Source organism: Pseudarthrobacter chlorophenolicus, from assembly GCF_000962805.1.
GTDB classification, from domain to species: Bacteria; Actinomycetota; Actinomycetes; order Actinomycetales; family Micrococcaceae; genus Arthrobacter; species Arthrobacter chlorophenolicus_A.
The window spans coordinates 22,902-47,593 of sequence record NZ_JZTW01000001.1; the positions used below are offsets into that span (position 1 = coordinate 22,902).

General features: G+C 66.9%; 23 protein-coding genes. 19 read left to right on the top strand and 4 right to left on the bottom strand.

Annotation, left to right across the window (positions count from 1 at the left end):
- The first annotated feature begins 1 nt into the window (after position 1).
- From UC32_RS00095 to UC32_RS20135, 9 genes are all read left to right on the top strand, one after another.
- On the top strand, positions 2-2,041 hold the full coding sequence (locus UC32_RS00095) for a bifunctional rhamnulose-1-phosphate aldolase/short-chain dehydrogenase (RefSeq protein ID WP_045729288.1): 2,040 nt from the start codon (positions 2-4) through the stop codon (positions 2,039-2,041).
- The gene (locus UC32_RS00100; RefSeq protein ID WP_045729289.1) at positions 2,038-3,552 is read left to right on the top strand and encodes a rhamnulokinase; all 1,515 of its coding nucleotides are present in this window, start codon (positions 2,038-2,040) and stop codon (positions 3,550-3,552) included. The genes UC32_RS00095 and UC32_RS00100 overlap by 4 nt, the downstream gene beginning before the upstream one ends.
- Positions 3,553-3,556: 4 nt before the next feature.
- Positions 3,557-4,360 carry a (Fe-S)-binding protein gene (locus UC32_RS00105; RefSeq protein WP_045729290.1) on the top strand — a complete coding sequence of 268 codons (804 nt, stop codon included), beginning with the start codon at positions 3,557-3,559 and terminating at the stop codon, positions 4,358-4,360.
- Positions 4,360-5,832 (top strand): LutB/LldF family L-lactate oxidation iron-sulfur protein, encoded by a 1,473-nt coding sequence (locus UC32_RS00110; RefSeq protein WP_045729291.1) that lies wholly within the window; start codon positions 4,360-4,362, stop codon positions 5,830-5,832. Before UC32_RS00105 ends, UC32_RS00110 begins: the two co-directional genes overlap by 1 nt.
- A complete protein-coding gene (locus tag UC32_RS00115; RefSeq protein ID WP_082071829.1) occupies positions 5,829-6,482 on the top strand; it encodes a LutC/YkgG family protein in 654 nt (217 codons plus the stop codon). The genes UC32_RS00110 and UC32_RS00115 overlap by 4 nt, the downstream gene beginning before the upstream one ends.
- Positions 6,483-6,491: 9 nt before the next feature.
- Positions 6,492-7,511, top strand: a complete 1,020-nt coding sequence (locus UC32_RS00120) for an acetylxylan esterase (RefSeq protein ID WP_045729292.1) — start codon at positions 6,492-6,494, stop codon at positions 7,509-7,511.
- A gap of 295 nt (positions 7,512-7,806) precedes the next feature.
- Positions 7,807-8,910: a 3-deoxy-7-phosphoheptulonate synthase gene (locus UC32_RS00125; RefSeq protein WP_045729293.1), complete on the top strand. Its 1,104-nt coding sequence runs from the start codon at positions 7,807-7,809 to the stop codon at positions 8,908-8,910.
- 183 nt (positions 8,911-9,093) lie between these two features.
- Complete coding sequence (locus tag UC32_RS00130; RefSeq protein WP_045729294.1) at positions 9,094-9,306, top strand: helix-turn-helix domain-containing protein; 213 nt, start codon at positions 9,094-9,096, stop codon at positions 9,304-9,306.
- A 192-nt stretch (positions 9,307-9,498) separates the two neighbouring features.
- A complete protein-coding gene (locus UC32_RS20135) occupies positions 9,499-9,597 on the top strand; it encodes a 30S ribosomal protein bS22 (protein WP_003792170.1) in 99 nt (32 codons plus the stop codon).
- An 82-nt stretch (positions 9,598-9,679) separates the two neighbouring features.
- Here the strand turns inward: UC32_RS20135 and UC32_RS00135 are convergent, their stop codons facing one another.
- Positions 9,680-10,498: an HAD family hydrolase gene (locus UC32_RS00135; RefSeq protein WP_045729295.1), complete on the bottom strand. Its 819-nt coding sequence runs from the start codon at positions 10,496-10,498 to the stop codon at positions 9,680-9,682.
- 88 nt (positions 10,499-10,586) lie between these two features.
- Between UC32_RS00135 and UC32_RS00140 the strand changes: the two genes are divergently transcribed.
- Both UC32_RS00140 and UC32_RS00145 read left to right on the top strand, forming a co-directional pair.
- Positions 10,587-10,841, top strand: coding sequence for a glutaredoxin family protein (locus UC32_RS00140; RefSeq protein WP_045729296.1), 255 nt, complete (start codon positions 10,587-10,589; stop codon positions 10,839-10,841).
- A gap of 91 nt (positions 10,842-10,932) precedes the next feature.
- On the top strand, positions 10,933-11,637 hold the full coding sequence (locus UC32_RS00145) for a redox-sensing transcriptional repressor Rex (RefSeq protein WP_045729297.1): 705 nt from the start codon (positions 10,933-10,935) through the stop codon (positions 11,635-11,637).
- Positions 11,638-11,706: 69 nt separating this feature from the next.
- On the opposite strand, the gene UC32_RS00150 is transcribed toward UC32_RS00145, so the two are convergent.
- From UC32_RS00150 to UC32_RS00160, 3 genes are all read right to left on the bottom strand, one after another.
- Complete coding sequence (locus UC32_RS00150; protein WP_045729298.1) at positions 11,707-12,603, bottom strand: heme-copper oxidase family protein; 897 nt, start codon at positions 12,601-12,603, stop codon at positions 11,707-11,709.
- 111 nt (positions 12,604-12,714) lie between these two features.
- Positions 12,715-13,179: a hypothetical protein gene (locus UC32_RS00155; protein WP_045729801.1), complete on the bottom strand. Its 465-nt coding sequence runs from the start codon at positions 13,177-13,179 to the stop codon at positions 12,715-12,717.
- A gap of 155 nt (positions 13,180-13,334) precedes the next feature.
- Positions 13,335-13,883 (bottom strand): YceI family protein, encoded by a 549-nt coding sequence (locus tag UC32_RS00160; protein WP_015938250.1) that lies wholly within the window; start codon positions 13,881-13,883, stop codon positions 13,335-13,337.
- Positions 13,884-14,085: 202 nt separating this feature from the next.
- Here UC32_RS00160 and UC32_RS00165 point away from each other — a divergent pair, with 202 nt between their 5' ends.
- The 8 genes from UC32_RS00165 (at position 14,086) to UC32_RS00200 (ending at position 24,686) form a co-directional block, all read left to right on the top strand.
- Complete coding sequence (locus UC32_RS00165) at positions 14,086-14,766, top strand: histidine phosphatase family protein (RefSeq protein WP_045729299.1); 681 nt, start codon at positions 14,086-14,088, stop codon at positions 14,764-14,766.
- A 36-nt stretch (positions 14,767-14,802) separates the two neighbouring features.
- The gene (locus tag UC32_RS00170; protein ID WP_045729802.1) at positions 14,803-15,381 is read left to right on the top strand and encodes a TlpA family protein disulfide reductase; all 579 of its coding nucleotides are present in this window, start codon (positions 14,803-14,805) and stop codon (positions 15,379-15,381) included.
- A gap of 15 nt (positions 15,382-15,396) precedes the next feature.
- A complete protein-coding gene (locus UC32_RS00175) occupies positions 15,397-16,152 on the top strand; it encodes a cytochrome c biogenesis CcdA family protein (protein WP_045729300.1) in 756 nt (251 codons plus the stop codon).
- Entirely contained in the window at positions 16,152-17,918 is a 1,767-nt protein-coding gene (resB, locus tag UC32_RS00180) for a cytochrome c biogenesis protein ResB (protein ID WP_045729301.1), read from the top strand. Before UC32_RS00175 ends, resB begins: the two co-directional genes overlap by 1 nt.
- Positions 17,918-19,000: a c-type cytochrome biogenesis protein CcsB gene (gene ccsB, locus UC32_RS00185; protein WP_045729302.1), complete on the top strand. Its 1,083-nt coding sequence runs from the start codon at positions 17,918-17,920 to the stop codon at positions 18,998-19,000. Before resB ends, ccsB begins: the two co-directional genes overlap by 1 nt.
- Before the next feature lie 200 nt (positions 19,001-19,200).
- Positions 19,201-21,261 carry an Hsp70 family protein gene (locus UC32_RS00190; protein ID WP_045729303.1) on the top strand — a complete coding sequence of 687 codons (2,061 nt, stop codon included), beginning with the start codon at positions 19,201-19,203 and terminating at the stop codon, positions 21,259-21,261.
- A 70-nt stretch (positions 21,262-21,331) separates the two neighbouring features.
- Positions 21,332-23,350 (top strand): LuxR C-terminal-related transcriptional regulator, encoded by a 2,019-nt coding sequence (locus UC32_RS00195; RefSeq protein ID WP_045729803.1) that lies wholly within the window; start codon positions 21,332-21,334, stop codon positions 23,348-23,350.
- A gap of 163 nt (positions 23,351-23,513) precedes the next feature.
- The gene (locus tag UC32_RS00200) at positions 23,514-24,686 is read left to right on the top strand and encodes an IniB N-terminal domain-containing protein (protein ID WP_045729804.1); all 1,173 of its coding nucleotides are present in this window, start codon (positions 23,514-23,516) and stop codon (positions 24,684-24,686) included.
- Positions 24,687-24,692 lie beyond the last annotated feature (6 nt).

Genomic DNA, 24,692 nt, shown 5'->3' on the forward strand with positions numbered 1-24,692 from the left:
CATGACCACCAATAAGACTGTTGAAGACCTGATTACCCGTTCCAACCGCCTGGGCGCGGACAAGCGGAACACCAACTACGCCGGCGGCAACACCTCCGCCAAGGGCACCGAGAAGGACCCCGTTACCGGTGAGGACGTCGAGCTCCTGTGGGTGAAGGGTTCCGGCGGGGACCTGGGCACGCTCAAGGAGCAGAACCTTGCGGTGCTGCGCCTGGACCGGCTGAACGCGCTCAAGAACGTCTACCCGGGCGTGGAGCGCGAAGACGAAATGGTGGCCGCCTTCGATTACTGCCTGCACGGCAAAGGCGGCGCAGCACCGTCGATCGACACCGCCATGCACGGGCTGGTGGACGCCGCGCACGTGGACCACCTGCACCCGGACTCGGGCATCGCGATCGCGACGGCGGTGGACGGCGAGGCGCTGACCACCAAGATTTTCGGTGACAAAGTGGTCTGGGTTCCCTGGCGCCGCCCCGGATTCCAGCTGGGCCTGGACATCGCCGCGATCAAGGACGCCAACCCGCAGGCCATCGGCACCATCCTCGGCGGGCACGGCATCACCGCCTGGGGCGCCACCAGCGAAGAAGCCGAACAGAACTCGCTGTGGATCATCGACCAGGCCGAGCAGTACATCGCCGAGAACGGCACGGCGGAACCCTTCGGCGCCAAGCTCCCCGGCTACGCAGCCCTGCCCGAGGCTGAGCGCCGTGCCAAGGCCGCCGCCCTGGCACCGGTGATCCGCGGCCTGGCCTCCACGGACAAACCTCAGCTGGGGCACTTCAGCGATGACGCCGTCGTCCTGGACTTCCTTGAAGCCGCCGAACACCCGCGCCTGGGTGCGCTGGGCACCTCCTGCCCGGACCACTTCCTGCGCACCAAGGTCAAGCCGCTGATCCTGGACCTGCCTGCCGACGCCTCCATCGAGGACTCGATCGCACGGCTGCACGAACTGCACGCCGACTACCGCGAGGACTACCAGGCCTACTACGACCGCCACGCGGACGAAAACAGCCCGGCCTTGCGCGGCGCGGACCCGGCCATCGTGCTGGTCCCCGGCGTGGGCATGTTCTCCTTCGGGGCGAACAAGCAGACCGCCCGGGTGGCCGGCGAGTTCTACATCAACGCCATCAACGTGATGCGCGGCGCCGAAGCGATCTCCACGTACGCCCCCATCGAGGAATCCGAGAAGTTCCGGATCGAATACTGGGCCCTGGAAGAAGCCAAGCTGGCCCGGATGCCCAAGCCCAAGTCGCATGCCACCCGCATCGCCCTGGTCACCGGTGCTGCGTCCGGCATCGGCAAGGCCATCGCCACCCGCCTCGCCGCGGAAGGCGCCTGCGTGGTCATCGCTGACCTGAACCTGGAGAACGCGCAGAAGGTCGCCGAGGAACTCGGCGGGCCGGACGTCGCCGTCGGCGTCCAGGCGGACGTCACCGACGAAGCGCAGGTTTCCGCGGCGATCGACGCCGCTGTCCTGGCGTTCGGCGGCGTGGACCTGGTGGTCAACAACGCCGGCCTGTCCATCTCCAAGCCGCTGCTGGAAACCACCGAAAAGGACTGGGACCTGCAGCACAACGTCATGGCCAAGGGCTCGTTCCTGGTGGCCAAGGCCGCCGCGAAGGTGATGATTGCCCAGGGCCTGGGCGGGGACATCATCTACATCTCCTCCAAGAATTCCGTGTTCGCCGGCCCCAACAACATCGCCTACTCCGCCACCAAGGCAGACCAGGCCCACCAGGTCCGTCTCCTCGCCGCGGAACTGGGCGAGCACGGTATCCGCGTCAACGGCATCAACCCCGACGGCGTGGTCCGCGGCTCCGGCATCTTCGCCGGCGGCTGGGGCGCCAAGCGCGCAGCGGTCTACGGAGTGGACGAGGAAAAGCTGGGCGAGTACTACGCCCAGCGGACCCTGCTCAAGCGCGAAGTCCTGCCCGAGCACGTGGCCAACGCCGCCGCTGTCCTCACCAGCAACGAACTGTCCCACACCACCGGCCTGCACATCCCCGTGGACGCCGGAGTGGCCGCAGCCTTCCTCCGGTGAGCACGTTGTTACGCGATATCGACGGCGCGGACACTGCCGCTGGCGTGTTCGCCGGCAGTGTCTTCGCCGCTGTCGATATTGGCGCCTCCTCCGGCCGCGTCATGCTCGGCCGTGTATCACCGGAGTCCGGGGTGTCCCTGGAGACCGTCCACCGCTTCCCCAACGGCGTAGTGGAGATCGACGGCGGCCTCCGCTGGAACTTCGATGCCCTCTTCGCGGAGGTGCTTGCGGGCCTCCGCACCGCCGCGACGGTGGCCGCCGGGCAGGGGGAGCGGATCGCCAGCATCGGCATCGACACCTGGGCCGTGGACTACGGCCTGGTGGACGCCGCCGGCAACCTCGCGGCCCAGCCGTTCAGCTACCGCGATGACCGCAGCCGGGCCGCCGTGGAGCCCGTCCACCAAAAACTGGACCCTGAGCGGCTCTACGCCACCACCGGGCTGCAGTTCCTGCAGTTCAACACCATCTACCAGCTGGCCACTGAACCGGACCTGGACGGCCTGCAGGCCCTGCTGATTCCGGACCTCATCGCGTTCATGCTCACGGGCGCCCGCCGGACCGAGGCCACCAACGCCTCCACCACCGGCCTGTTCGACGCCGTGGCGGGGGAGTGGGCCACTGAGTTCCTGGCGGCGCTGGGACTGCGGAAGGACCTTTTCCCGCCGCTGATCCAGCCCGGCGAGGCGTTCGGCACCCTCCTCCCGGCGATTGCCGAAGAGGTGGGCCTGCCCTCCAGCACCACCGTGGTGGCCGTGGGCTCGCACGACACCGCATCCGCCGTCGCGGCCGTCCCGGCTGATACGCATGGCGATGGCGGGGACTTCGCCTACGTCTCCTCCGGCACCTGGTCCCTGGTAGGACTGGAGCTGCTGCACCCGGTCCTCACCGAAGCCAGCCGGGAGGCGAACTTCACCAACGAGCGCGGCGTGGACGGCACCATCCGCTACCTGCGCAACATCGGTGGGCTTTGGCTGCTCAGCGAATGCCAGCGCACCTGGGCATCGGAAGGGTTCCAGCCGGACCTGACGGCGCTGCTGGCCGCAGCCGCCGCACTGCCCGCCGGCGGACCGCAGATTAACGCGGATGATCCGTCCTTCATCGCCCCGGACAACATGCCCGAACGCATCCGTGCGGCAGTCCGGCGCACCGGCAAAGTACTGCCTAACGATCCCGCCGCCATCACCCGCTGCATCATGGACAGCCTTGCTGCCGGGTACGCCCGGACGCTGGCCGACGCCGAACGCCTGGCGGACCGCCCGGTGGGCGTGGTGCACGTGGTGGGCGGCGGCTCGCAGAACGCCCTCCTCTGCCAGCTCACCGCCGATGCAACGCGACGCCCGGTGATCGCCGGTCCTGTCGAAGCGACGGCGTTGGGCAACATCCTGGTCCAAGCCCGGGCCGCCGGTGCCGTGGCTGGCCGCTTGCCCGAGCTTCGCCGGATCATCGCGGCGGGGACCAGCCTTATGCGCTACGAACCCGCCGGCCTTCCCGTTACCGCCTCGCAGAATTGAACCCATGAAAATCGCACTATTCGCCACCTGCATCGTGGACGGCATGTATCCGCGTGCCGCCCAGGCCACGGTGGCGGTCCTGGAACGGCTGGGCCACGAGGTGGTCTTCCCCAAGGGGCAGGCCTGCTGCGGGCAGATGCACGTCAACAGCGGTTACTTCAAGGAAGCCGTGCCTGTGGTGGCCAACCATGTGCGGGCCTTCGAATCGGAGGATTACGACGTCGCGGTGGCGCCGTCCGGTTCCTGTGTGGCGTCGGTCAAGCACCAGCACCCCATGGTGGCCCGCCGCGCAGGGGATGCCGGGCTCGAAGAGCGGGCAACCGCCGTCGGGAAGAAGACCTACGAACTGTCAGAACTGCTGGTGGACGTCCTGGGCGTCACCAACCCGGCAGAACAGCTGGGCTCCTACTTCCCGCACACGGTGACGTACCACCCCTCCTGCCACGGCATGCGCCTGCTCAAGCTCGGCGACCGGCAGGCCGGCCTGCTCCGCGGCGTGAAGGGCCTGGAGCTGCTGGACCTGCCCGAGGCGGACCAGTGCTGCGGTTTCGGCGGCACCTTCTCCGTGAAGAACGCCTATGTCTCTTCCGCGATGCTGGCGGACAAGGCGGCGAACATCCGCAGCACCGGGGCTTCCGTGTGCGCCGGCGGGGACTATTCCTGCCTGATGCACATCGGGGGCGGCCTCTCCCGGCAGGGCTCAGGCGTGGCCACGCTGCACCTCGCTGAGATCCTCGCCAGCACCGAAGCCGCGCCCGTCGCCGTTCCAGGGCCGGCCGGACAACCCGTGAAAGTGGTGGTCAAATAATGTCCCGCACCGCACTTGGAATGCCCGGCCTGCGGCCCGGATCGGGGAACCTCTTCGCCGAAGAGAAGTTCCCCTCGGCGGCCCGCCGCGAACTGGGCAACGCCCAGCTCCGCCGGAACCTGAAGCACGCCACCTCCACCATCCGCACCAAGCGCCTCAACGTCACGGGGGAACTGCCGGACTGGGAGGAACTGCGCGAGGCCGGCAGCGCCCTGAAGACCTCCGTCATGGCCCGGCTCCCCGAGCTCCTTGAAGCCTTCGAAGCCAATGTCACCGCCCGGGGCGGCACGGTGCACTGGGCCCGCGACGCCGATGAAGCCAATCGCATCATCCACGGGCTCGTGAAAGCCGAGGGTGTGGACGAGGTGGTCAAGGTCAAGTCGATGGCCACCCAGGAAATCGGCATGAATGAATACCTGGAAGAGCACGGCATCGCCGCCTACGAGACGGACCTTGCCGAGCTCATCGTCCAGCTGGACCACGACAAGCCCAGCCACATCCTGGTTCCCGCGATCCACAAGAACCGCACCGAGGTCCGGGACATCTTCCTGAAGGAAATGCCCGGCGTCGACCCCGGCCTCACGGACGAACCGCGCCGCCTGGCCATGGCCGCCCGCGCCCACCTGCGCGCCAAGTTCCTCACCGCCAAGGTGGCGATCTCCGGGGCGAACTTCGGCATCGCAGACTCCGGCGCCCTCAGTGTGGTGGAGTCCGAGGGCAACGGCCGCATGTGCCTGACCCTGCCCGGAACCCTCATCACGGTCATGGGCATCGAGAAGCTGCTGCCCTCGTTCTCCGACCTTGAGGTGTTCCTGCAGCTGTTGCCGCGCTCCTCCACGGGCGAGCGGATGAACCCCTACACCTCGCTCTGGACGGGCGTCACGGAGGGTGACGGTCCGCAGAAGTTCCACGTGATCCTGCTGGACAACGGGCGCACCAACGCCCTGGCCGACGAGATGGGCCGCTCCGCCCTGCACTGCATCCGCTGCAGCGCCTGCATCAACGTCTGTCCCGTCTACGAACGCGCCGGCGGCCACGCCTATGGCTCCACGTACCCCGGCCCGATCGGTGCCATCCTCTCGCCGCTGATGACCGGCGTCGAAGCCGAGGAGAACGGTTCGCTGCCGTACGCGTCCTCGTTGTGCGGCGCCTGCTACGACGCCTGCCCGGTGAAGATCAACATCCCGGACATCCTGGTCCACCTCCGCGGCAAGGACGTGGACGCCCACCGCGGCGGCCTCCCGTCCCAGCTGGACGTCGGGCTCAAGGCGGCCTCCTGGGCGCTGTCCGACGGACGCCGCCTGGGCGCGGTGGAAAAGCTCCTGCCCCTGGGCCGTGCCGCCGCCGGCAAGGACAAGAAGATCAAAAAGCTGCCCGGAATCGCCGCCGGCTGGACCCAAAGCCGCGACATCCCCGCGCCGCCGTCCCAGTCGTTCCGCGACTGGTGGGCCAAGGAGCACAAGGAATCATGAGCACCCGCGAACACATCCTCGCCGCCGTCCGCACCGCGCTCAAGGACGCCCCCGCCGTCCCGGACATTCCACGGGCCTACCGCCAGGAAGGGGACCTGAATGCGCAGGAACGCACCGACGTGCTGGTGGACCGGCTGGAGGACTACAAAGCCGGCGCGACGGTGGTGGATGAGGCGGAGGTTCCGGCCACCATCAAGGGCCTCCTCGCCGGTGCGGGCTCCTACGTCATACCCGCCGGGCTGGATCCGGCCTGGCTCGCGTGGGAAACGGAACCTTCGCGGGTGACGTACGACGGCGGCCGCCACGGCGCGCGGTCCGTCACCGAACTCGACGCAACAGACGCCGTCGTGACCTCCAGCGCGGTGACCGTCGCCGAATCCGGCACCATCATCCTGGACGGCAGCCCCGACCAGGGCCGCCGGGCCATCTCACTGATTCCGGACCACCACATCTGCGTGGTGCGCAGCCGCGACATCACCCAGATCCTCCCCGAAGCCCTCCGCCGCCTGGACGGGACCCGCCCGCTCACCATGATCAGTGGTCCCAGCGCCACCTCGGACATCGAACTGGAACGCGTCGAAGGGGTCCACGGGCCACGCCGGCTGGATGTCATCATCATCAGGCAGTCCGGGAACCTTCCCGCGTCATAGGATCAAGCCATGCCCCTCTTTGACCTTCCCCTGGCCCAGCTCCGCGGCTATGTCTCCGACGTGACACCGCCCAACGACCTTGCGGCGTTTTGGGACACGACCATCGAAGAGGCGCGGGCCTTTCCACTTGAGGCCACCTTCGAACCCGTCGAGAACTACCTCACCCTCATCGACACGTTCGACGCCACGTTTGCCGGGTACGGCGGGGCGCCCATCAAAGGCTGGCTGCACCTTCCGGCCAACCGCGAACCGGGCGCGCGCCTGCCCGTTGTGGTGCAATACGTCGGCTACTCCGGCGGCCGCGGCCTGGTCAACCAGGACACCCGCTGGGCCCAGGCGGGCTACGCGCACTTCATCATGGACACCCGGGGGCAGGGTTACGGCGGCCTCATCGGCGATACGCCGGACCCGCACCCCTCCGCAGGGGACATAGCCCACGCGGGCCTCATGACCCGGGGTGCCGGAAGCAAGGAGGACTACTACTACCGGCGCGTCTACGTGGACGCCTTTCGGGCCGTGGAAGCCGCCCAGTCCCATCCCGCCGTCGATCCCCAACGCGTGGTGCTGGCCGGCGTCAGCCAGGGCGGCGGCATCGTGGTGGCCACCGCGGGCCTTGCGGCCGGAAGGCTCGACGGCGTCATCGCCGCGCTGCCCGACGTCCCCTTCCTGCAGGACTTCCCGCGCGCCATCGACATCGCACCCCGCGGCCCCTACCCGGAAATCGCCCAGTTCCTTGGCCGCCACCGCGACCGCTACGACTCCATCCTCGAAGTCCTGCGGTATTTCGACGGCGTCAACCTGGCCCGCTGGGCAACCGTGCCGGCGCTCTACTCGGTGGCGCAAATGGATGACGTCTGCCCGCCGTCCACGGTCTTCGCCAGCTTCAACGCCTACGGTGCGGGGGACGCCGGTTCTTCCGGATCCGGCGCGGCCAAGGAGATCGAGGTCTACCGGTTCAACAACCACGAGGGCGGCCAGGAACACCAGTGGATCAGGCAACTGCTGTTCCTCCGCAAGATCCTGGGGTAACCCACCCCAAACCCAACTAGGTAGCAGCAGATGTCGTTTTGGAGCCTCAAAACGACATCTACTGCTACTTAGTTGGGTTCGATTTGGCGGTTCGGCCGGCGTGAGCCTATGGTCTTCCCATGACTAACCGTTGGTATGCGTATTTTTCGTTGGCTCTGGAGGGGCCCGCGTCTAACTGACACGCATCCAACTTTCCTTCAGAGCCAACAGGGCAGAGATCATTCTCTGCCCTTCGCCGTTTCTCCGGCGGGTTCTGAAATCCGGGCCCGCTTCCCATCTGGAACAGGACCCGAACATGAGCACCGCAACAGCCGCAGCAGCACAATCCACCTCGAACCTGCGCGTCAGCGAATTCACCCCGCTGCCCACCCCTTCCGAACTGATCGCGGACCTGCCCCTCGACGCACAGGCAGCTGCCGTCGTCGAACGCGGCCGTGATGAAGTCCGCGCCATTATGGACGGCGTGGACGACCGCCTGCTGGTGATCGTGGGCCCGTGCTCCATCCACGATCCCAAGGCCGGGCTGGAATACGCCCGCCGGCTGGTCAGCCAGGCTGAGAAGCACAAGGAAGACCTGCTGATCGTCATGCGGACCTACTTCGAGAAGCCGCGCACCACTGTGGGCTGGAAGGGCCTGATCAACGATCCGCGGCTGGACGGCAGCCACGACATGGTCACCGGGCTCCGCACCGCACGGCACTTCCTCCAGCAAGTCACCGCACTGGGCCTTCCCACGGCCACCGAGTTCCTGGAGCCGATCAGCCCGCAGTACATGGCCGACCTCATCTCCTGGGGCGCCATCGGGGCCCGCACCACGGAGAGCCAGATCCACCGGCAGCTGGCGTCCGGCCTGTCCATGCCCATCGGCTTCAAGAACGGGACCGACGGCGGCCTGCAGGTTGCCATCGACGCCTGCGGTGCCGCTGCGGCCGCCCAGGCGTTCCTGGGGATCGACGGCGACGGCCGGGCCGCGCTGGTGGCCACCGCCGGCAACCCGGACACGCACGTCATCCTCCGCGGCGGACGCAAGGGACCCAACTACTCTGCCGCCGACGTCGAAAGCGCCTCCGCAACCTTGGCCGGCAAGGGGCTGAACCCGCGCCTCATCGTGGACGCCAGCCACGCCAACAGCGGCAAGAGCCACCACCGCCAGGCGGAAGTGGCACTGGAAATCGGTGCGCAGCTCGAAGACGACGGGCCCGCCGCACAGGCGATTGCAGGGGTGATGCTCGAAAGTTTCCTGGTGGGAGGCGCCCAGAACCTGGATGTCGCGGAGCATGCGGCTGGCCGGGATGAACTGGTCTACGGGCAGAGTGTCACGGATGCGTGCATGGAGTGGGACGTCTCGGCGTCGGTGCTGGAGCAGCTGGCTGCCTCAGCCCGGAAGCGCCGCGGCTGACGGAGGCCAGTGGGGAGGGTGGGGCGCCGGACAAATAGGGGGACCCTACTACTTTCACTTCTGCCACAGGAACATCTAGAGTATCTGGATAGGTGGTTGGTGGATGGCTCAGCATCGGAACACCGCATTTGGTACGAACCTGGGGTCCATTGTGTCCATCCGTCAGCAAAGGAAAATAGGGAAATGTCCGCAGAACAGAACTTCTCGAACGCGAAGTTCCTGACCGTGGCAGAAGTTGCCGAGGTCATGCGCGTCTCCAAAATGACCGTCTACCGCCTGGTCCATTCCGGTGAAATGCCGGCAGTCCGCTTTGGCCGCTCCTACCGCGTGCCCGAGACTGCGGTGGACCAGTACCTCAGGGGAGCCGTAGTGGACGGGCACGCAGGCACCGCCTGAGCCAGTCCCGCCGCAAATCCGGCAACTGTGCCGGGCGGACGCGGTGCCGGTTAGAAGCCGCCTCCCGGAAGCGGTACCCTGTTAAGGAACGTTTTACGTCATTGTAAGAATCTGTCAGTTGTTCTGTTCGTAGCTTTGTCCGCGGACCTTTTCCATCAGACAGGTACTGCATCTAGTTTGTAAGGAACTTTCGTGGGTTCAGTTATCAAGAAGCGTCGCAAGCGTATGGCCAAGAAGAAGCACCGCAAGCTGCTTCGCAAGACCCGTCACCAGCGCCGCAATAAGAAGTAGAGATACTTCGAACAGCGTGGAAATGCCCGCCGCCTCTTTGAGGCTGCGGGCATTTCTGTTCTTGCGGGGACTTTGCCGGACCTCACGCCCGCGGGCCGCGGATCCTTGCGAAGCCCTTCCACAGGCCGTAGACGGCGCCGCCCATGGTTGCAGCCTTGAGGCCGAACGTTGCAGCCCGCCGGCCGGCACGGAAGTCGTACACCGGCCAGTTGTTGTCGCGCGCGTGGCGGCGCAGCTTGGCGTCCGGGTTGATGGCCACCGGATGGCCCACCAGGGACAGTAACGGGATGTCGTTGAAGGAGTCGCTGTAGGCCCAGCAGCGCTTGAGGTCCAGGTCCTCCTGGTCCGCGATGCCCTGCACCGCCACCGCTTTGGCAGAGCCGTGCAGGATGTCTCCCACCAGCCTGCCGGTGTACATCCCGTCCGAGACCTCTCCCACTGTTCCCAGTGCGCCGGTCAGGCCCAGCCGGGTGGAGATGACCGTGGCAACTTCAATGGGGGTAGCGGTGACCAGCCAGACGCGGCGGCCCACCCTGAGGTGCTGTTCGGCCAGTGCCTTGGCCCCGGGCCAGATCCGGGAGGCGATCATCTCGTCGTAGACCTCTTCGCCCAGCGCCTTGATATCGTCCACGGCGATGCCTGCAGCGAGGGTGAGCGCGGAATCACGGACAGCGTGGACGTCGTCGATATTCTCGCCCCGGGCCACGAACTTGAACTGCTTCCAGGCAAAACCGGCCGCCTCGGCCAGCGTGAATGCCCCGCGCTGGTGCATCTTCCGGGCAACGTGGAACAGGCTGGCCCCGCGCATGAGGGTGTTGTCCACATCGAAAAACGCTGCCTCGCCCGGCTGCGGCGCAGCTATCGGCCGGGTCACAACGGCGACGTATTTCTCCTCGGGCATGGACTTGAGTCTAGTCAATCCACCGGGCGGCCGCGGCCAGCATGCCGGGCGTGGTGTGGGCGTGCTGCAACGGCGCTACCGTTAAAGCATGCCCACACCCCATGTTGTCCTGGTCACCAAAGCGAACTGCCACCTGTGCGAGGACGCGCGCGACGCCGTCGGCAGGGTCACTGCCGCACTGGGCCTTACGTGGAGCGAAGAGTTGGTGGACAACCAGCCGGAACTGCGCGAACGCTATGCGGAGGAAATCCCCGTGGTCCTGGTGGACGGTGTGCAGCGCGACTTCTGGAAGATCGACGAAACCCGGCTGGAACGCGTCCTGCAGCGGGCCATGGCGCAGTAGGGAATGCGGCCCGACGTGAAGGTACGTGCTTTGTTGGCACCGGCGATGGGGCTCTAGAGTGGAGGCACAACGCGATGCAAGGGAGGGGCTGGTGACTTCGCTGGACTCAACTCCCCAGGCCGTCCCGGACCTGCCGGACGCCACGGGTACGCCAGCCAAGCAGATTCCGCCCGCAGCGGTGGCACGGCTGACGATCTACCTCCGCGCCCTCAACACCCTGCTGGCCGACGGCATCGAGCGGGTGTCCTCCGAATCACTGGCCGAAGCCTCCGGAGTGAGCTCCTCCACCCTCCGCAAGGACCTCTCCCACGTCGGGTCCTACGGCACCCGCGGAGTGGGCTACGAAGTCCAGTACCTGAGCCGCCATATCGCTGCCGCACTGGGCCTGACGCACGACTGGAAGGTGGCCATTGTGGGCGCCGGCAACCTGGGCAAGGCCCTGGCCCGGTATGGCGGGTTTGAGTCCCGCGGATTCGACGTGGTGGCCATCTTCGATGCCGACCAGATGGTGGTGGGAAACGAAGTTGGCTGGCTGCGGGTCAGCGATGTCGCGGACCTGGAAGCGGTGCTGCACCGGACCGGCGCGAACATGGTGGTGCTGGCGCTGCCGGCAGCCGTAGCCCAGGGTGTCTGCGACCGGGTGGTGGCGGCGGGCGTGCGGAGCGTGCTGAGCTTCGCCCCCGTGATGCTGCAGGTCCCCGAAGGCGTTAACCTGCGCAAGGTGGACATGGCTACCGAACTGCAGATCCTTGCCTACCACGCACAACGGGCGCAGGCCCCGGAGCAGACTGCCTAGGACGCTGGAAACGACAAAGCGGCCCGGGATGCCTGTGCATCCCGGGCCGCTTTTTCCGCAGGAGCTGGTTTACCGGCCGTAAGGGCTGCCGAAACCGCCGCCGTAAGGGTTGGCGAAGGGCTGCTGCTTCCGGAAATACGGTGCCGAGGCCGGCAGGTACAGCAGCACGATGGCCGCGATGCCCAGAACGGTGCCGAGCGTACCGAGGGTGGGGATGCCGAACAGCCCGAAGACCGACAGGCCCGCGAAGACCGTTCCCAGGATGCGTGCCCAGTTCTTGCCCTTGCGGACGAAGAAGGCCACCAGGAAGTACAGGCCGGCGCCCAGGATGGCGAACACCACAAGGGTTCCGCCGATGAATCCCTGGACGTCGTCGTACGTCACGCCGGTGGCGCCGCTCGACTCCATCTGGTCTTCGAACGTCTGGCGGAATACGGGGTCGTTCAGCTGGCCGAGGCCCGTGAGCATGGAGATCACGAAGATGGCTGCCGCCGCGAGCAGCAGCCAGAAGGAAATGTTGACCAGTTGGGGAACGCCGTTGCTGCCGGCCGCCTGGGGCTGCTCGGACGGGTAGGGGGACTGGCCATACGGCTGCTGGCCGAACTGCTGCCCGCCCGGGGGGTTCTGCCCGAACTGCTGTCCATAGCCCTGGCCGTACTGCTGGCCCTGCTGGGGTGCGTTCTGCCCGTACTGCGGGCCGGCCGGCGGCTGCGAGCCGTACTGCTGGCCCTGCTGCGGTGCGTTCTGGCCGTACTGGGGTGCGTTCTGCCCATACTGCGGCTGGTCCTGGCCCTGCTGCGGCGCGTTTTGACCGTACTGGGGTGCGTTCTGCCCGTACTGCGGGGCGTTTTCGCCAAAGCGCGGCGGCTGGTTGCCGGCATCGCCGTTGGTGTTCGGGCTGCCGGTGTTTGAACTGCCGGAGTGGGGATCGTTGGATCCTGGCGGCGGGACAGGGGGAGTGCTCATGAGCGGTCCTTTTTCATGTCGGGTTACAGGTGGGTTGCCGAGGATCGGTCCAGTGCCCCTACCCCCAGCATGACTTAAGACCACCGTACCCCCGGCCGCCGCCCTTGGGGATCATTCGGAAGAGGTATTCCGGCGCGGACTTCCGCGGAACCAGGCCTGCGCCTTCGGCAACCACATCAGGACGGTTGCAGCCAGCGCCACCACGAACGCCACCCAGTTCCCGGCCTGGCCGGTACCGGCGGAGCTGTTCACCACGGCGAGGCCAAAGGTGATTGCCGCCAGCACTGTGAGGGCCACCCGTGCCCAGGACCGCCCTGCCTTCATCTTGAGCGCAAAGACCATCTGGGCTGCCCCCACCGCAGCGGCCAGCAGCATCAGCACCACTACGCCCACGGCGGCCGCCGGTGCGGCGGCGAACAGGACCAGCGAAGCCAGCATGCCCAGCAGGCCTCCCAGCAGGGACAGGACACCGCCAACAAACCAGATCCAGAAGGCGACCTTCAGTTCAAGGGGCAGTCCGGCGAGGGAAAACATCGCGGCAGCCCCGCTGCGGGGAGCGCTGGGGGAGTTGCTCATGGCGTTCACTGTAGCGCCGTCGTCGTGCCTGGCCGGACCTTCGCATCCCGCGCCGCATGGCCTGGGCCGGCCGCCGGGTGAGGGACGCTGCTTAAACCGGAAACCCCGGCCCGCCCTGGGGGCGGTGCCGGGGTTTCGCCCGAGGGGTTCGCAGCTTAGGCTGCGGGGGCGATGAAGGCCAGTTCCAGGTTGATGGCAACCTTGTCGCTGACCAGCACGCCGCCGGTCTCAAGGACGGCGTTCCAGGTCAGGCCGAAGTCCTTGCGGCTGATGGTGGTCTCTGCCGAGACGCCGGCACGGGTGTTGCCGAAGGGGTCAACGGCCACGCCGTTGAATTCGGTTTCAAGGGTCACCGGGCGGGTAACGCCCTTGATGGTGAGGTCGCCGGTCAGTTCGTAGCTGTTGCCTTTGGCCACCAGGCCGTTGGAGACGAAGGACATTTCCGGGAACTTCTCCACGTCGAAGAAGTCCTCGCCCTTGACGTGGCCGTCGCGGTTGGCGTCGCCGGAGTCGAAGCTGGCGGTGTTGATGGTGGCGGCGATCTTGGACTGGGCTACGTCCTCGGCGAGCTCGAGCGTGGCGGTGGCGTCGGTGAACTGCCCGCGCACCTTGCTGATGCCGGCGTGCCGGACGGTGAAGCCGATTTCGCTGTGGGAGTTGTCCAGGGTCCAGGTGCCGGTGGTGACGTCTGCGGGAAGTGCCATGATGTTGCTCCTTGTGTCTGCGTGCCTGCGGGATTCTGCTGTTGAAGCTTCATAGGTTGAAGTCTCAACTAACTTGCTGCATCCAGTATAAACATGCATTTGCATCTTTTGTTCCCACCTTCGGAACATTTCTTCAAAAACTTCAGTTCTACTCCTTGTAGAAGATTTCGGATCGCAGGCCATCTTTGAGAAACTGGTAAACATGCCCCAAGCCACTGTCCATCTGCTCCGCCACGGCGAGGTCCATAATCCCGACGGCGTTCTCTATGGACGGCTGCCCGAATTCCACCTCTCCGAACTGGGCCGGGAGATGGCCCGCATGCTTGCCGGGCACTTCCGGGAACAGGTGGAATCCGGTGCCAGGATCACCTATCTTGCCGCCTCTCCGCTGGACCGGGCCCAGGAAACGGCGGCCCCAACGGCAGAAGCGTTGGGCCTGCAGATCCACACCGACGCACGCATCATCGAAGCCGAAAACTACTTCGAGGGCATGAAGGTCACCAAGGCCGAACTCCGCCGGCCGAAGCACTGGCCGCGGCTGGTCAACCCGCTGCGGCCGTCTTGGGGGGAGCCGTATAAGCAGCAGGCTTCCCGCGTCATGGCGGCGGTCCAGGAAGCGCGCCTGCGCGCCATCGATTTCGCCGGCGAGGACTACGGTGCCAACGGCCCCGAAGCAATCATGGTCAGCCACCAGCTCCCCATCTGGGCCACCCGCCTCAGCGCGGAGGGCAAGCCACTCTGGCATGACCCGCGGAAACGCGAATGCACCCTCACCTCCATCACGTCCCTGGTGTTTGACGACGACGGCAGCCTCCTGCGCGTCCAGTACAGCGAACCGGCGGCGTCCCTTCTTCCCGGTGCCGCCAGCACCCCTGGAGCCTAAGCAGTGACCCACAACAACCTGACCTCGCGCCGCAGCGTGCTGGCTGCCGGCGGCCTCGCCCTTACGGCGCTCACCATGGGACTTTCGGGCTGTGCCCAGGAAGACGCCCTGGCGAAGCAGGCGAGGGCCGGCGACAACAAGAACTACGTGGCCGGCGACGGCTCCGTCACCGAGTTCGCCGCCGCTGACCGCAAGGACGCCATCCAAGTCAAGGGAACCCTCTTCAACGGCACCGCCGTGACCCCGGCAGACTTCCAGGGCAAGGTGACCATCCTGAACTTCTGGTTCGCCGCGTGCGCCCCGTGCCGGGTGGAAGCCCCCATCCTCGAGGAGCTCCACCAGGAGTTCAAGGACCAGGGCGTGCAGTTCTTCGGCGTCAACCTCCGCGACGAGAAGGCAACCGCGGAAGCGTTCGACAAGACGTTCAACCTCACCTATCCCAGTTTCGACGATAAGGACGGCGGCGTCCTGCTGTCCGTTTCCGGGCTGGTTCCCCCCGGCGCTGTCCCCACCACCCTGGTCCTGGACAAGCAGGGCCGCGTGGCTTCCCGCGTGCTGGGCGAAATCCAGAAGGGCACCCTGAAAGCCCTGATCACTGCCGCCGTGGCAGAGTAGCGGCGGCGCGGTCCCGTGAACAGCCCCTTCGCCGAAACCATCCTGAACGGATCGATCCTGCTCGCCATCCCCGTGGCGCTGCTGGCCGGCCTGGTCTCCTTCCTCTCGCCCTGCGTACTTCCCCTGGTCCCGGGTTACCTGGGCTACGTCACAGGGCTCAGCGGCGTGGACCTGCAAAAGCAGCGGCGGGGCCGGATGTTTGCGGGCATCGGCCTGTTCGTGCTGGGTTTCTCCGTGATTTTCGTCCTGCTGGGCGGGGCCTTCGGGCAGTTGGGCACCCTGATCACCGGCACCCAGAACGCCTGGATCACCCAGCTGCTCGGCGTGCTGGTCATCATCATGGGTGTGGTCTTCATGGGCGGCCTGGGCTGGCTGCAGCGGGACGCCAAGATCCACGCCAAACCGCCCGCCGGGCTGTGGGGTGCGCCGCTGCTGGGCCTGACTTTCGGCCTGGGCTGGGCCCCGTGCATCGGACCCACCTACTCCGCTGTCCAGCTGCTCAGCCTTTCCGGCGGCTCGTCGGCAGCCAAGGGCGCCTTCCTGGCGTTCGTCTATAGCCTTGGCCTGGGCATCCCGTTCCTGCTGATCGCGCTCGCCGTGCGCCGCGGCATGGGTGTCATGGCATTTTTCCGCAAGCACCGGCTCGCCATCCAGCGGACCGGCGGCGGCATCCTGGTGGTGCTGGGTGTGCTGATGGCCACCGGCGTCTGGGGGACCTGGGTGACCGAGCTGCAGTACTGGTTCCAAACCGACGTGAAGTTGCCGATCTGATGAGCGAGCGTGTGAACGTAAAGAAGAAGTCCCCCGCCCCGGACGCGGACAAGGTGTCAGCGGCAAAGGCCAGCGCCGCGCTGCCTGCCTTGGGCGCGAAGGAAATGCTGCGGTTCGCCTGGACCCAGCTGACCAGCATGCGCACCGCGCTGTTCCTGCTGCTGCTCCTGGCCGTGGCCGCGGTTCCGGGATCGCTGTTTCCGCAGCGTCCGGCCAACCCCTCCGTTGTCACGCAGTACATCAAGGACCACCCGGACTACGGCAAGCTGCTGGACAGCCTGCAGCTGTACGACGTCTATTCCTCGGTGTGGTTCTCCGCCATCTACCTGCTGCTCTTCATCTCCCTGATCGGCTGCGTGGTGCCGCGTGCCATCGCCCACTACAAGGCGATGCGCTCCCAGCCGCCGCGGACGCCCAAGCGGCTCTCCCGCCTCCCCGAGTACGGCACGCTGGTCATTCCGGCCGACGCCGGGATCCCGGCGTCGGACGCCATCCACGGCGCCGCGGGCCTGCTAAAGAAACGCGGCTACCGCGTTGAGGTGAGGGACGCCGACGGCGAGCGTCCGTCTTTGGGCGCAGAACGCGGGCTCTCCAAGGAAGTGGGAAACCTTGTCTTCCACACCTCGCTGATCGGCGTGCTGGTGTCCGTGGCCATCGGCGGCCTGTTCGGTTACAGCGGTCAGCGGATCCTGGTGGAAGGCGACACCTTCGTGAACACTTTGGTGGGCTATGACCAGTTCACGCCGGGCACGAACTTCCAGTCCAGCCAACTGCAGCCCTACTCGGTGCAGCTGGACAAATTCGACATCACCTTTGACCGCGAATCCCAGGGCAAGTTCGGCCAGCCCATCGACTTCTCCGCCGCCGTGACCACGAAGGAAAACCCGGACGCGCCCGCAAAGAAGGAGACACTGAAGGTCAACGACCCCATCACCCTGGGCGGCACCAGCATCTACCTCACCGGCAACGGCTACGCCCCCGTGGTGACCATCCGCGACGGCGCCGGCAACGTGGCCATGCAGGGGCCGGTGGTGGCCAAGCTGCAGGGCGACAACTACTACTCCTCGGTGGTCATCAAGGTTCCCGACGCCAAGCCGGACCAGCTCGGATTCCAGGGGTTCTTCCTGCCGACGGCCTTCGTCACCGAACAAGGTGTGTCCTTCAGCGGCGACCCCGACCTGTTCAACCCGCAGCTGTCCCTGAACTCCTACTACGGCGACCTCGGGCTGGACAGCGGCTCGCCGCAGAACGTCTTCGAGATAGACGTCAAGGACCTCACCCCGCTGAACGCCCGAAACCTGGACGCCGGCGGCATCACCCTGTCCCCGGGTACCTCCTACACGCTGCCGGACGGCAAGGGCTCCATCAGCTTCGACGGCGTCAAGCGCTACGTTGGCGTGGACATCCACCACAACCCCGGCCAGCTGTACGCCCTGATCTTCGCGCTCCTTGCTGTGGCCGGGTTGATCCTGTCCCTCTACGTCAACCGCCGCCGCGCCTGGGTACGCACCGGCACGCACGACGACGGCCGGACCATGGTGGAATATGGCCTCCTGGCCCGCGGCGAGGACCACCGCCTGGCCGGCGAGGCTGCCGCGATCCGCACCCTGCTGGTCCGGGAATGGGGCCTCACGGCCGATCCGGAGCAGGATGGCCACCGGCAGGAAGATTCCCCGCAGTCCCAGCAAACTCCCAGCAGCCTCGGCGATAATGGCGCAGGCACCCCCACCCCAGCAAGCCCCGCAGGGCCCGAAAAGGACCAGTAATGCCGTTTGGAATCAACGAAACCATGGGCCAGTACAGCGAGCTCTTCATGCTGCTGGCGGCGGGCACGTACACCGTAGCCTTCATCGCTTTCGCCTGGGACCTGGCCAAGAGCAGCCGGGCCCTCCAGGCCATCGACCTCAAGGCCGCGCAGGCCGTTGAACCGGCCAAGGTTCCCGCCGCAGTCGGTGCGGGCAACCGTGCCGAGTCCAGCGTCGGCGGGCCGGCCGGCCGGGCCGAGCGTCCGTCGTCGTCCGCGGCATCAGGAACCCCGGCGGGCGGCGGCATCGTCACCGCAGGCGCCGACATGAAGTACTCCGCCGCACGGCGCGCCCCCGCCCGCGTTGCGGTGGCCCTCACGGTCCTGGGCGCCCTGATCCACGCCGCCGGTGTGGTCACCCGGGCACTTGGCGCCGGGCGCGTGCCGTGGGGCAACATGTACGAATTCCTCACCACCGGCGCCTTTGTGGCTATTGCCGTCTTCCTGCTGGTGCTGATCCGCCGCGACCTCCGCTTCCTGGGCACCTTCGTGGTGGGCCTGGCCATCATCATGCTGGTGGCCGCTTCCGTGGCGTACTGGACCCCGGTGGGTCACCTGGTTCCCGCCCTGCAGAGCTACTGGCTGATCATCCACGTCTCCATCGCCGTGCTGTCCTCGGCGCTGTTCACCCTGACCTTCGCCATGTCCGCGCTCCAGCTGGTCCAGTCGCACCGGCAAAAGACCGTCGCCGCCGGCGGCGAGGACAAGCTTGGCTTCATGCGCCTGGTCCCCTCGGCCCTGAGCCTTGAGAACCTCTCCTACCGGATCAACGCCATCGCCTTCATCGGCTGGACCTTCACGCTCATGTTCGGAGCCATCTGGGCTGAGAAGGCGTGGGGCCGGTTCTGGGGCTGGGACACCAAGGAAGTCTGGACCTTCGTCATTTGGGTGGTGTACGCCGGCTACCTGCACGCCCGGGCCACAAGGGGCTGGACCGGAACCCGGGCGGCCTGGCTGTCGATCGTGGGCTACCTGTGCGTGGTCTTCAACTTCACCATCGTGAACCAGTTCTTCAACGGCCTGCATTCCTACTCGGGACTCTGACTCCCTGGGCGCCCGGCCGGGCTTTCACGCTCCTGAACAGGGCTGATATCCACGCCATGGCGAAATAGACCGGGGCATCCCCGGTAAATAACCATTCGATGTAGCAACAGGGCTGTTCCGGGTCCTGTTGGTGATGCTACTTTGGTGACGTTCGCCTGTGATGAAGCTTGCTGGCGAAACACCAGTTGTCCGAGGTAGCAATGACCTACGTTCTCGCCGTAGACGTCGGGACCAGTTTCACCGCAGCCGCGGTTGTCCGTTTCCACCAAGGAGTTCCACCCGTTCCGGAGTGCCTGCCGCTGGGCCTCCGGGGCACTGCGGTGCCCTCCGTGGTCTACTACCCCGAGCAGGGCCCCATCCTCGTGGGGGAGGCCGCGGAACGCCGCGGGCTCGCATCCCCGGAACGGGTTGTGCGGGAGTTCAAGCGCCGGATCGGCGATGCCGTGCCGATTGCCCTGGGCACCCTGTCCGTCCGCCCCGAGGAGGTTTTCGCGTCCGTTGCCCGCTGGGTGGCTGACCGGGCGGCCGAACGCGAGGGGGCAGCGCCGTCGGAGATCATCCTGACCCATCCGGCAGCGTGGGGGAGCCACCGCACCTCCGCGGTCCGGGAAGCGCTTTCGGCCAAGGGCCTGCGCAACGTGACGCTCCTGACCGAACCGGAAGCCGCCGCGCTGCACTACGCGTCGCAGGTGCGGGTTGAGGAAGGCAGCACCATCGCCGTCTACGACCTTGGTGGCGGCACGTTCGATACCGCCGTGCTGACGAAAGCGGGCGATGACCGGTTTGAAGCAGTGGGCCGCCCGGAGGGCATTGACGACCTCGGCGGTGCGGACTTCGACGCCGCCGTTTTCCGCTACGTCGCCGAACACACCGGCGGAGCCCTGACGGACCTGGACCCCGCGGACCCGGATGTAATGGCCGCGCTCTCCAGGCTGCGGCGTGAATGCGTGGAGGCCAAGGAAGCACTGTCATCGGACAGCGAAGCCACCATCCCGGTGCTGCTGCCTGGCTACCAGCAACAGGTGCGCCTGGTCCGGTCCGAGTTCGAAGCCCTGATCGAGGAACCTGTCCGGGAAACAGTGGACGCGCTGGAGGAGTCGCTCGCACAACTCAAGCTGGCCCCGGCGGACCTGACCGCCGTCCTGCTGATCGGAGGGTCATCACGGATTCCCCTGGTGGCGGAGCTGATCTCGGAGCAGCTTGACCGTCCCATCGCCGTCGACGCCGACCCCAAATCATCCATCTGCCTGGGTGCGGCGGTATCCGCTGTGCTCACGCGTGCGGCCGCCGAGCGTGCCGCAGCTCCTGCTGCCGAAGCCCCGCAGCTGCCGGTACCGGCGTCCGCGGAAGAGCCGCTCCACGCCGGTGGACACGTTCCCGCACGGCTTGCCAGCTGGTCCCGGAAGGGTACGACGGCGGCGGGCGCCTTCGCAGCGCTGGGGCACGGCCCGGGCCACAGCCACGGCGGGGCGCACGCGCCGAAGCCGACGGTGCGGCTCACGGCCATCGCAGCGGCGGCGGCCCTCTTCACCGTGCTGACGGCCACCGCTGCCCAGAGCCCGGGCGGGCTCAGCGACCTGACCTCGGTGTTCGTTCCCCAGGCCGGCGCCGATAGCGGGCCGCCCGCCCCCGCGGGCGGCACCGGATCGGTCACCGGCGGCGGGGCCGCGGCTGCTGGAGCTGCCGGTGACGCCCAGCCGCTGGCAGGCATCGACGCCGGCGTACAGAAAAAGAAGTCCGACGCCGGTCCCGGCCTGAACGTCGAGGCATCGCCAACCAGCAAACCATCCGCAACGGCCACCAAGGCTCCGGACGGCTCGCCTGCTCCGGCAGCGGGCGGACCAGGTTCAGCTCCGGCTGCGGGAACAGGCACGGCACCGGGGACCAACGGAGGAGGCACCGGCACTGGAACCGGCGTTCCTGCCGTGACGCCCACGACGGGAGCCGGGACAGCGGATCCGGCCCCTACTACCCCGGCACCTGTCCCCACCGATCCCGCCACCGCGGTACCCGACCCGACCACCACCCCGCCTGCACCGGATCCGACCACGAATCCGCCAGCCCCGGATCCGACCACAAATCCCCCGGTTCCAGACCCGACGACAAACCCGCCGGTGCCCGAAACACCGGCACCCAGCAGCGCTCCGGTGCCGGACCCCACCCCGGCTCCGGACCCCGCACCAGTCCCCGACCCTGTTCCGGACCCTTCGCCAACTCCGGCGGCCGGCTCCGACACGCCCACCACGGAACCGGCGGCCTAGGGTGGCCAGCTTCCAGCCGCGGCCCCAGGATGCGGCAGACTCCCTGGACTCCCGGCTCAACCACTCAGGAATGAACCACAGCGAACCCCCGCCCCACGCTGCGGAGGCCATGGCCCTGCAGCTCAAAGGCGAGAATGCCGCTGTCCGGGAACTGCTCCTTGCCTTGTCAGTAGGCTTCGTCCTGCCCGGGCCGCTGCCCGCAGACCTGGAGCGCAGGATCGACGCAGGCGAGGTGGAAAACCTTGATGTGCTCATTGGCCAGGCGGAGCAGGCAGGACTGCTGACGGATGGAACAGTCGTGGGACCCGCCCGCATTGCGTTACTGACGGCAGCGCCCACGTCCAAGGTCCACGCACTTCAGCGTGAGCTGGTCACCCTCTACGCCGCGGACGGCCAACCGATGGGCGACTTCGCCCGGGATCTTGCCCGCGGTGGGCTGGCGGACCAGCGCGTGGCCGCCGAACTTGAACATACCGCGGACAAGTCCCTCGAGCACGATCCGGCCCTGGCGTGCAGCCTCTACGAGGAAGCCCTGCTGGCCGGCGCGGACGAAACCAGCACCGCGGCGCGCCGTGCCCAGGCGGCTGCCGCCAACGGAGACCTGGACTCAGCCACACGGATCATCGACACCCTCCTGGTGAGCGTCGATCCACCGGACGTCCGCCGCGGGGTGGACGTGGCCGCAGCAGTCTGGGCGCACAGGGGAATGCTGGCGCGCAGTGCCGACGCCTACAGCTGGCTGGGTGCTTCCAGGCTGGGGTCCTCGGCGCCGCTCGCCGCGGTCGCGATGGTGGGTTGCGGCAACCGTGCCGGTGCGGATGCGCTGTTCCGCGCCGACGCTCCGCCGGAATCGCCCACGCTGCTGGCGGCCGCGCTGGCGGGAACGGGTAAGGGGATCCTGGAATCCCTTGCCGAGGATCCGCAGCAGGCCCTTCCCGTCCTGATCCACGCCTCAGACATGCTGAACGCGGCCGGCTCTGCACTGCCGCTCCCGGACACTCCTGCCGCGCTCGCGGCACTCCTTGCGCTCCACAGCGGTGAACCCTACCTGGCAGAGACAGTGTGCCGGGCAGCCGCCGCTGCGGGCCAGGGCGGTAACGCGGCAAAGCCAAGGCTTTTCCTGCTCCAGGCGTGGTCCGCCATGCAGCAGGACAAACTCGAGGATGCGCGGCTCTCCATCAATGAAGCGTCCAAGGCCAACCATTGGCCACTCGTTCCGCGGGACGAGTTCCTGCGGGCCGCACTGGAAGTGGGACTGGCCCGGCGCAACGGCGAAATTGCCGAGCTGGTGCTGGCCTGGGAACGTGCCCGTGAGGCCATGCTGCATATCTCGGTTGACCTCTACAGCCTGCTGCCGTGGGGTGAACTGGTGATTACCGCTGCCCGGCTCCGGGAGACGAGGCGGATTGCCCACTACTTGGACGAGGCAAACCAGTTACTCGAACGGCTGGGAAGCCCGCCGCTGTGGTCCGTGCCGTTCCACTGGGCCGCAGTGCAGGCTGCCCTCCTCAGCGAAAACCCCGCCGCACTGGCGCCGCATGCCACGGCCCTGGCCCGGGCTGCCAAGAACAGTCACCTTGCCGCTGTGCTGGCGGGCGCCGGCAAGGCCTGGGTTTCCGTCCTTGCCGGGGCATTCCAGCCCGCGGATGTGGAAGCGGCGGCGCGGGGACTGGGCCGGATGGGCATGCCTTGGGAGGGTGCCCGGCTCGCCGGACACGCGGCCGCGCGTGCTGGGGAACGCAAGGACATGGTGCGCCTTTTGTCCTGTGCCAGGGACCTCCACCCACAGGGAAATGCATCCGGCAACGGGAGCTCCGGGCTGGGGGAACCACGGGCAGCGGCCACGGCGGAGACCGGCAATGGCATGCACCCCGACGGCTCGGGCCTCAGTGAAAGGGAAAAGGAGGTGGCACGGCTGGTCCTCGAGGGCAAGACCTACCGCGAGATCGGCGAGGCCATCTACATTTCCCCGCGCACGGCCGAACACCACATTGCCCGGATGCGGCGCCGGCTGGGGGCGGAGAACCGGTCCGACCTTCTGGCCCGGTTGCGCCTCGCCCTGGCGGCCGAAAATCCCCCGCAGGAGTAAACCCCTAATGCCCCTAACAGACGGCGGCGCTGTTCCCCGGCGGGGCACGGGCCGGTAGGGGGAACCGGCCCGATGCCCGGACCGCTACGGGGCCCGTACGTTGGTTTCAACCCGGCAACGATGCCCGGTGATCCGCAATACAGAGAAGATTGAGGACCACGAAATGACACTCGCAAATGATCTCGTCCAGTTCCTGATGAGCCTCTTCGGCGACCGCCAGGCGGCCCAGGACTTCCTGGATGATCCGGAGCGCGTCCTGGAAGACCACGGCCTGGGCGGCGTGTGCTCCGCCGACGTGGATGCCGCAATGCCCGTAGTGCTGGACTACGCCCCCATCACGGTCAACGCTTCCCGCTTCGACCGCGAGTACAGCACCGGCGGCAACAGCGCCGACACCGGCCACAACGGTGGGGGTGGCGGCGCAGTGACCCCGCCTCCGGCCGGCGGCGGTAACGGCGGACACCACGACCACGACCACGACCATGGGCACGCAATCCAGCAGCTGCACCACATCGTGAACAACTACTCCTACACCTCCACGGTGGATGACCGGGACAACATTGTTGACCAGTCCGTGAACCAGAACATCTGGGCCGACGGCGACGTCAAGCAGTGGTTCGACAACGATTCCGTGATTGCCTCCGGCGACCGCTCCATCGCTGCCGGTGACGACGCCGACGTCGATGACTCCAACAACATCGAAGACTCGTACAACGACAACTCGGACAACTCCACGGATAACTCCACCGACAACTCCATTCGTGCCGGCGGCGACATCAACATCGGCAACGAAGAGACGGACATCGACGACTCCTTCAACACCGACGTGGACCTCGACGTGGACGATTCGTTCAACGACAACTCGGACAACTCCGACAATTCGGACAACTCCACCAACGGTTCGTACAACGACAACTCGGACAACTCCGACAATTCGGACAACTCCGACAACTCCGTCAACACCGACATCGACCTCGACCTGGACAACGTGGGAAACACCACCACCACGGACAATTCGGACAACTCCATCAACACGGACGTGGACATCGAGGACTCCTTCCAGGACAACTCCGACAACTCCACCAACACGGATATCGACGTCGACCTGGACAACGTCGCCAACGCCACGGACAACTCCGACAACTCGACCAGCACCACCGACAACTCGGACAACTCCATCAACACCGACGTCGAAATCGAGGATTCCTTCCAGGACAACTCGGTGGAGGTTGAGGATTCCTTCCAGGACAACTCGCTGCAGGTGGAGGACTCCTTCCAGGACAACTCCGAGATCAACACCGACATCGAGGTAGAGGACAACACCGTAATCCTCTAGTCCCGG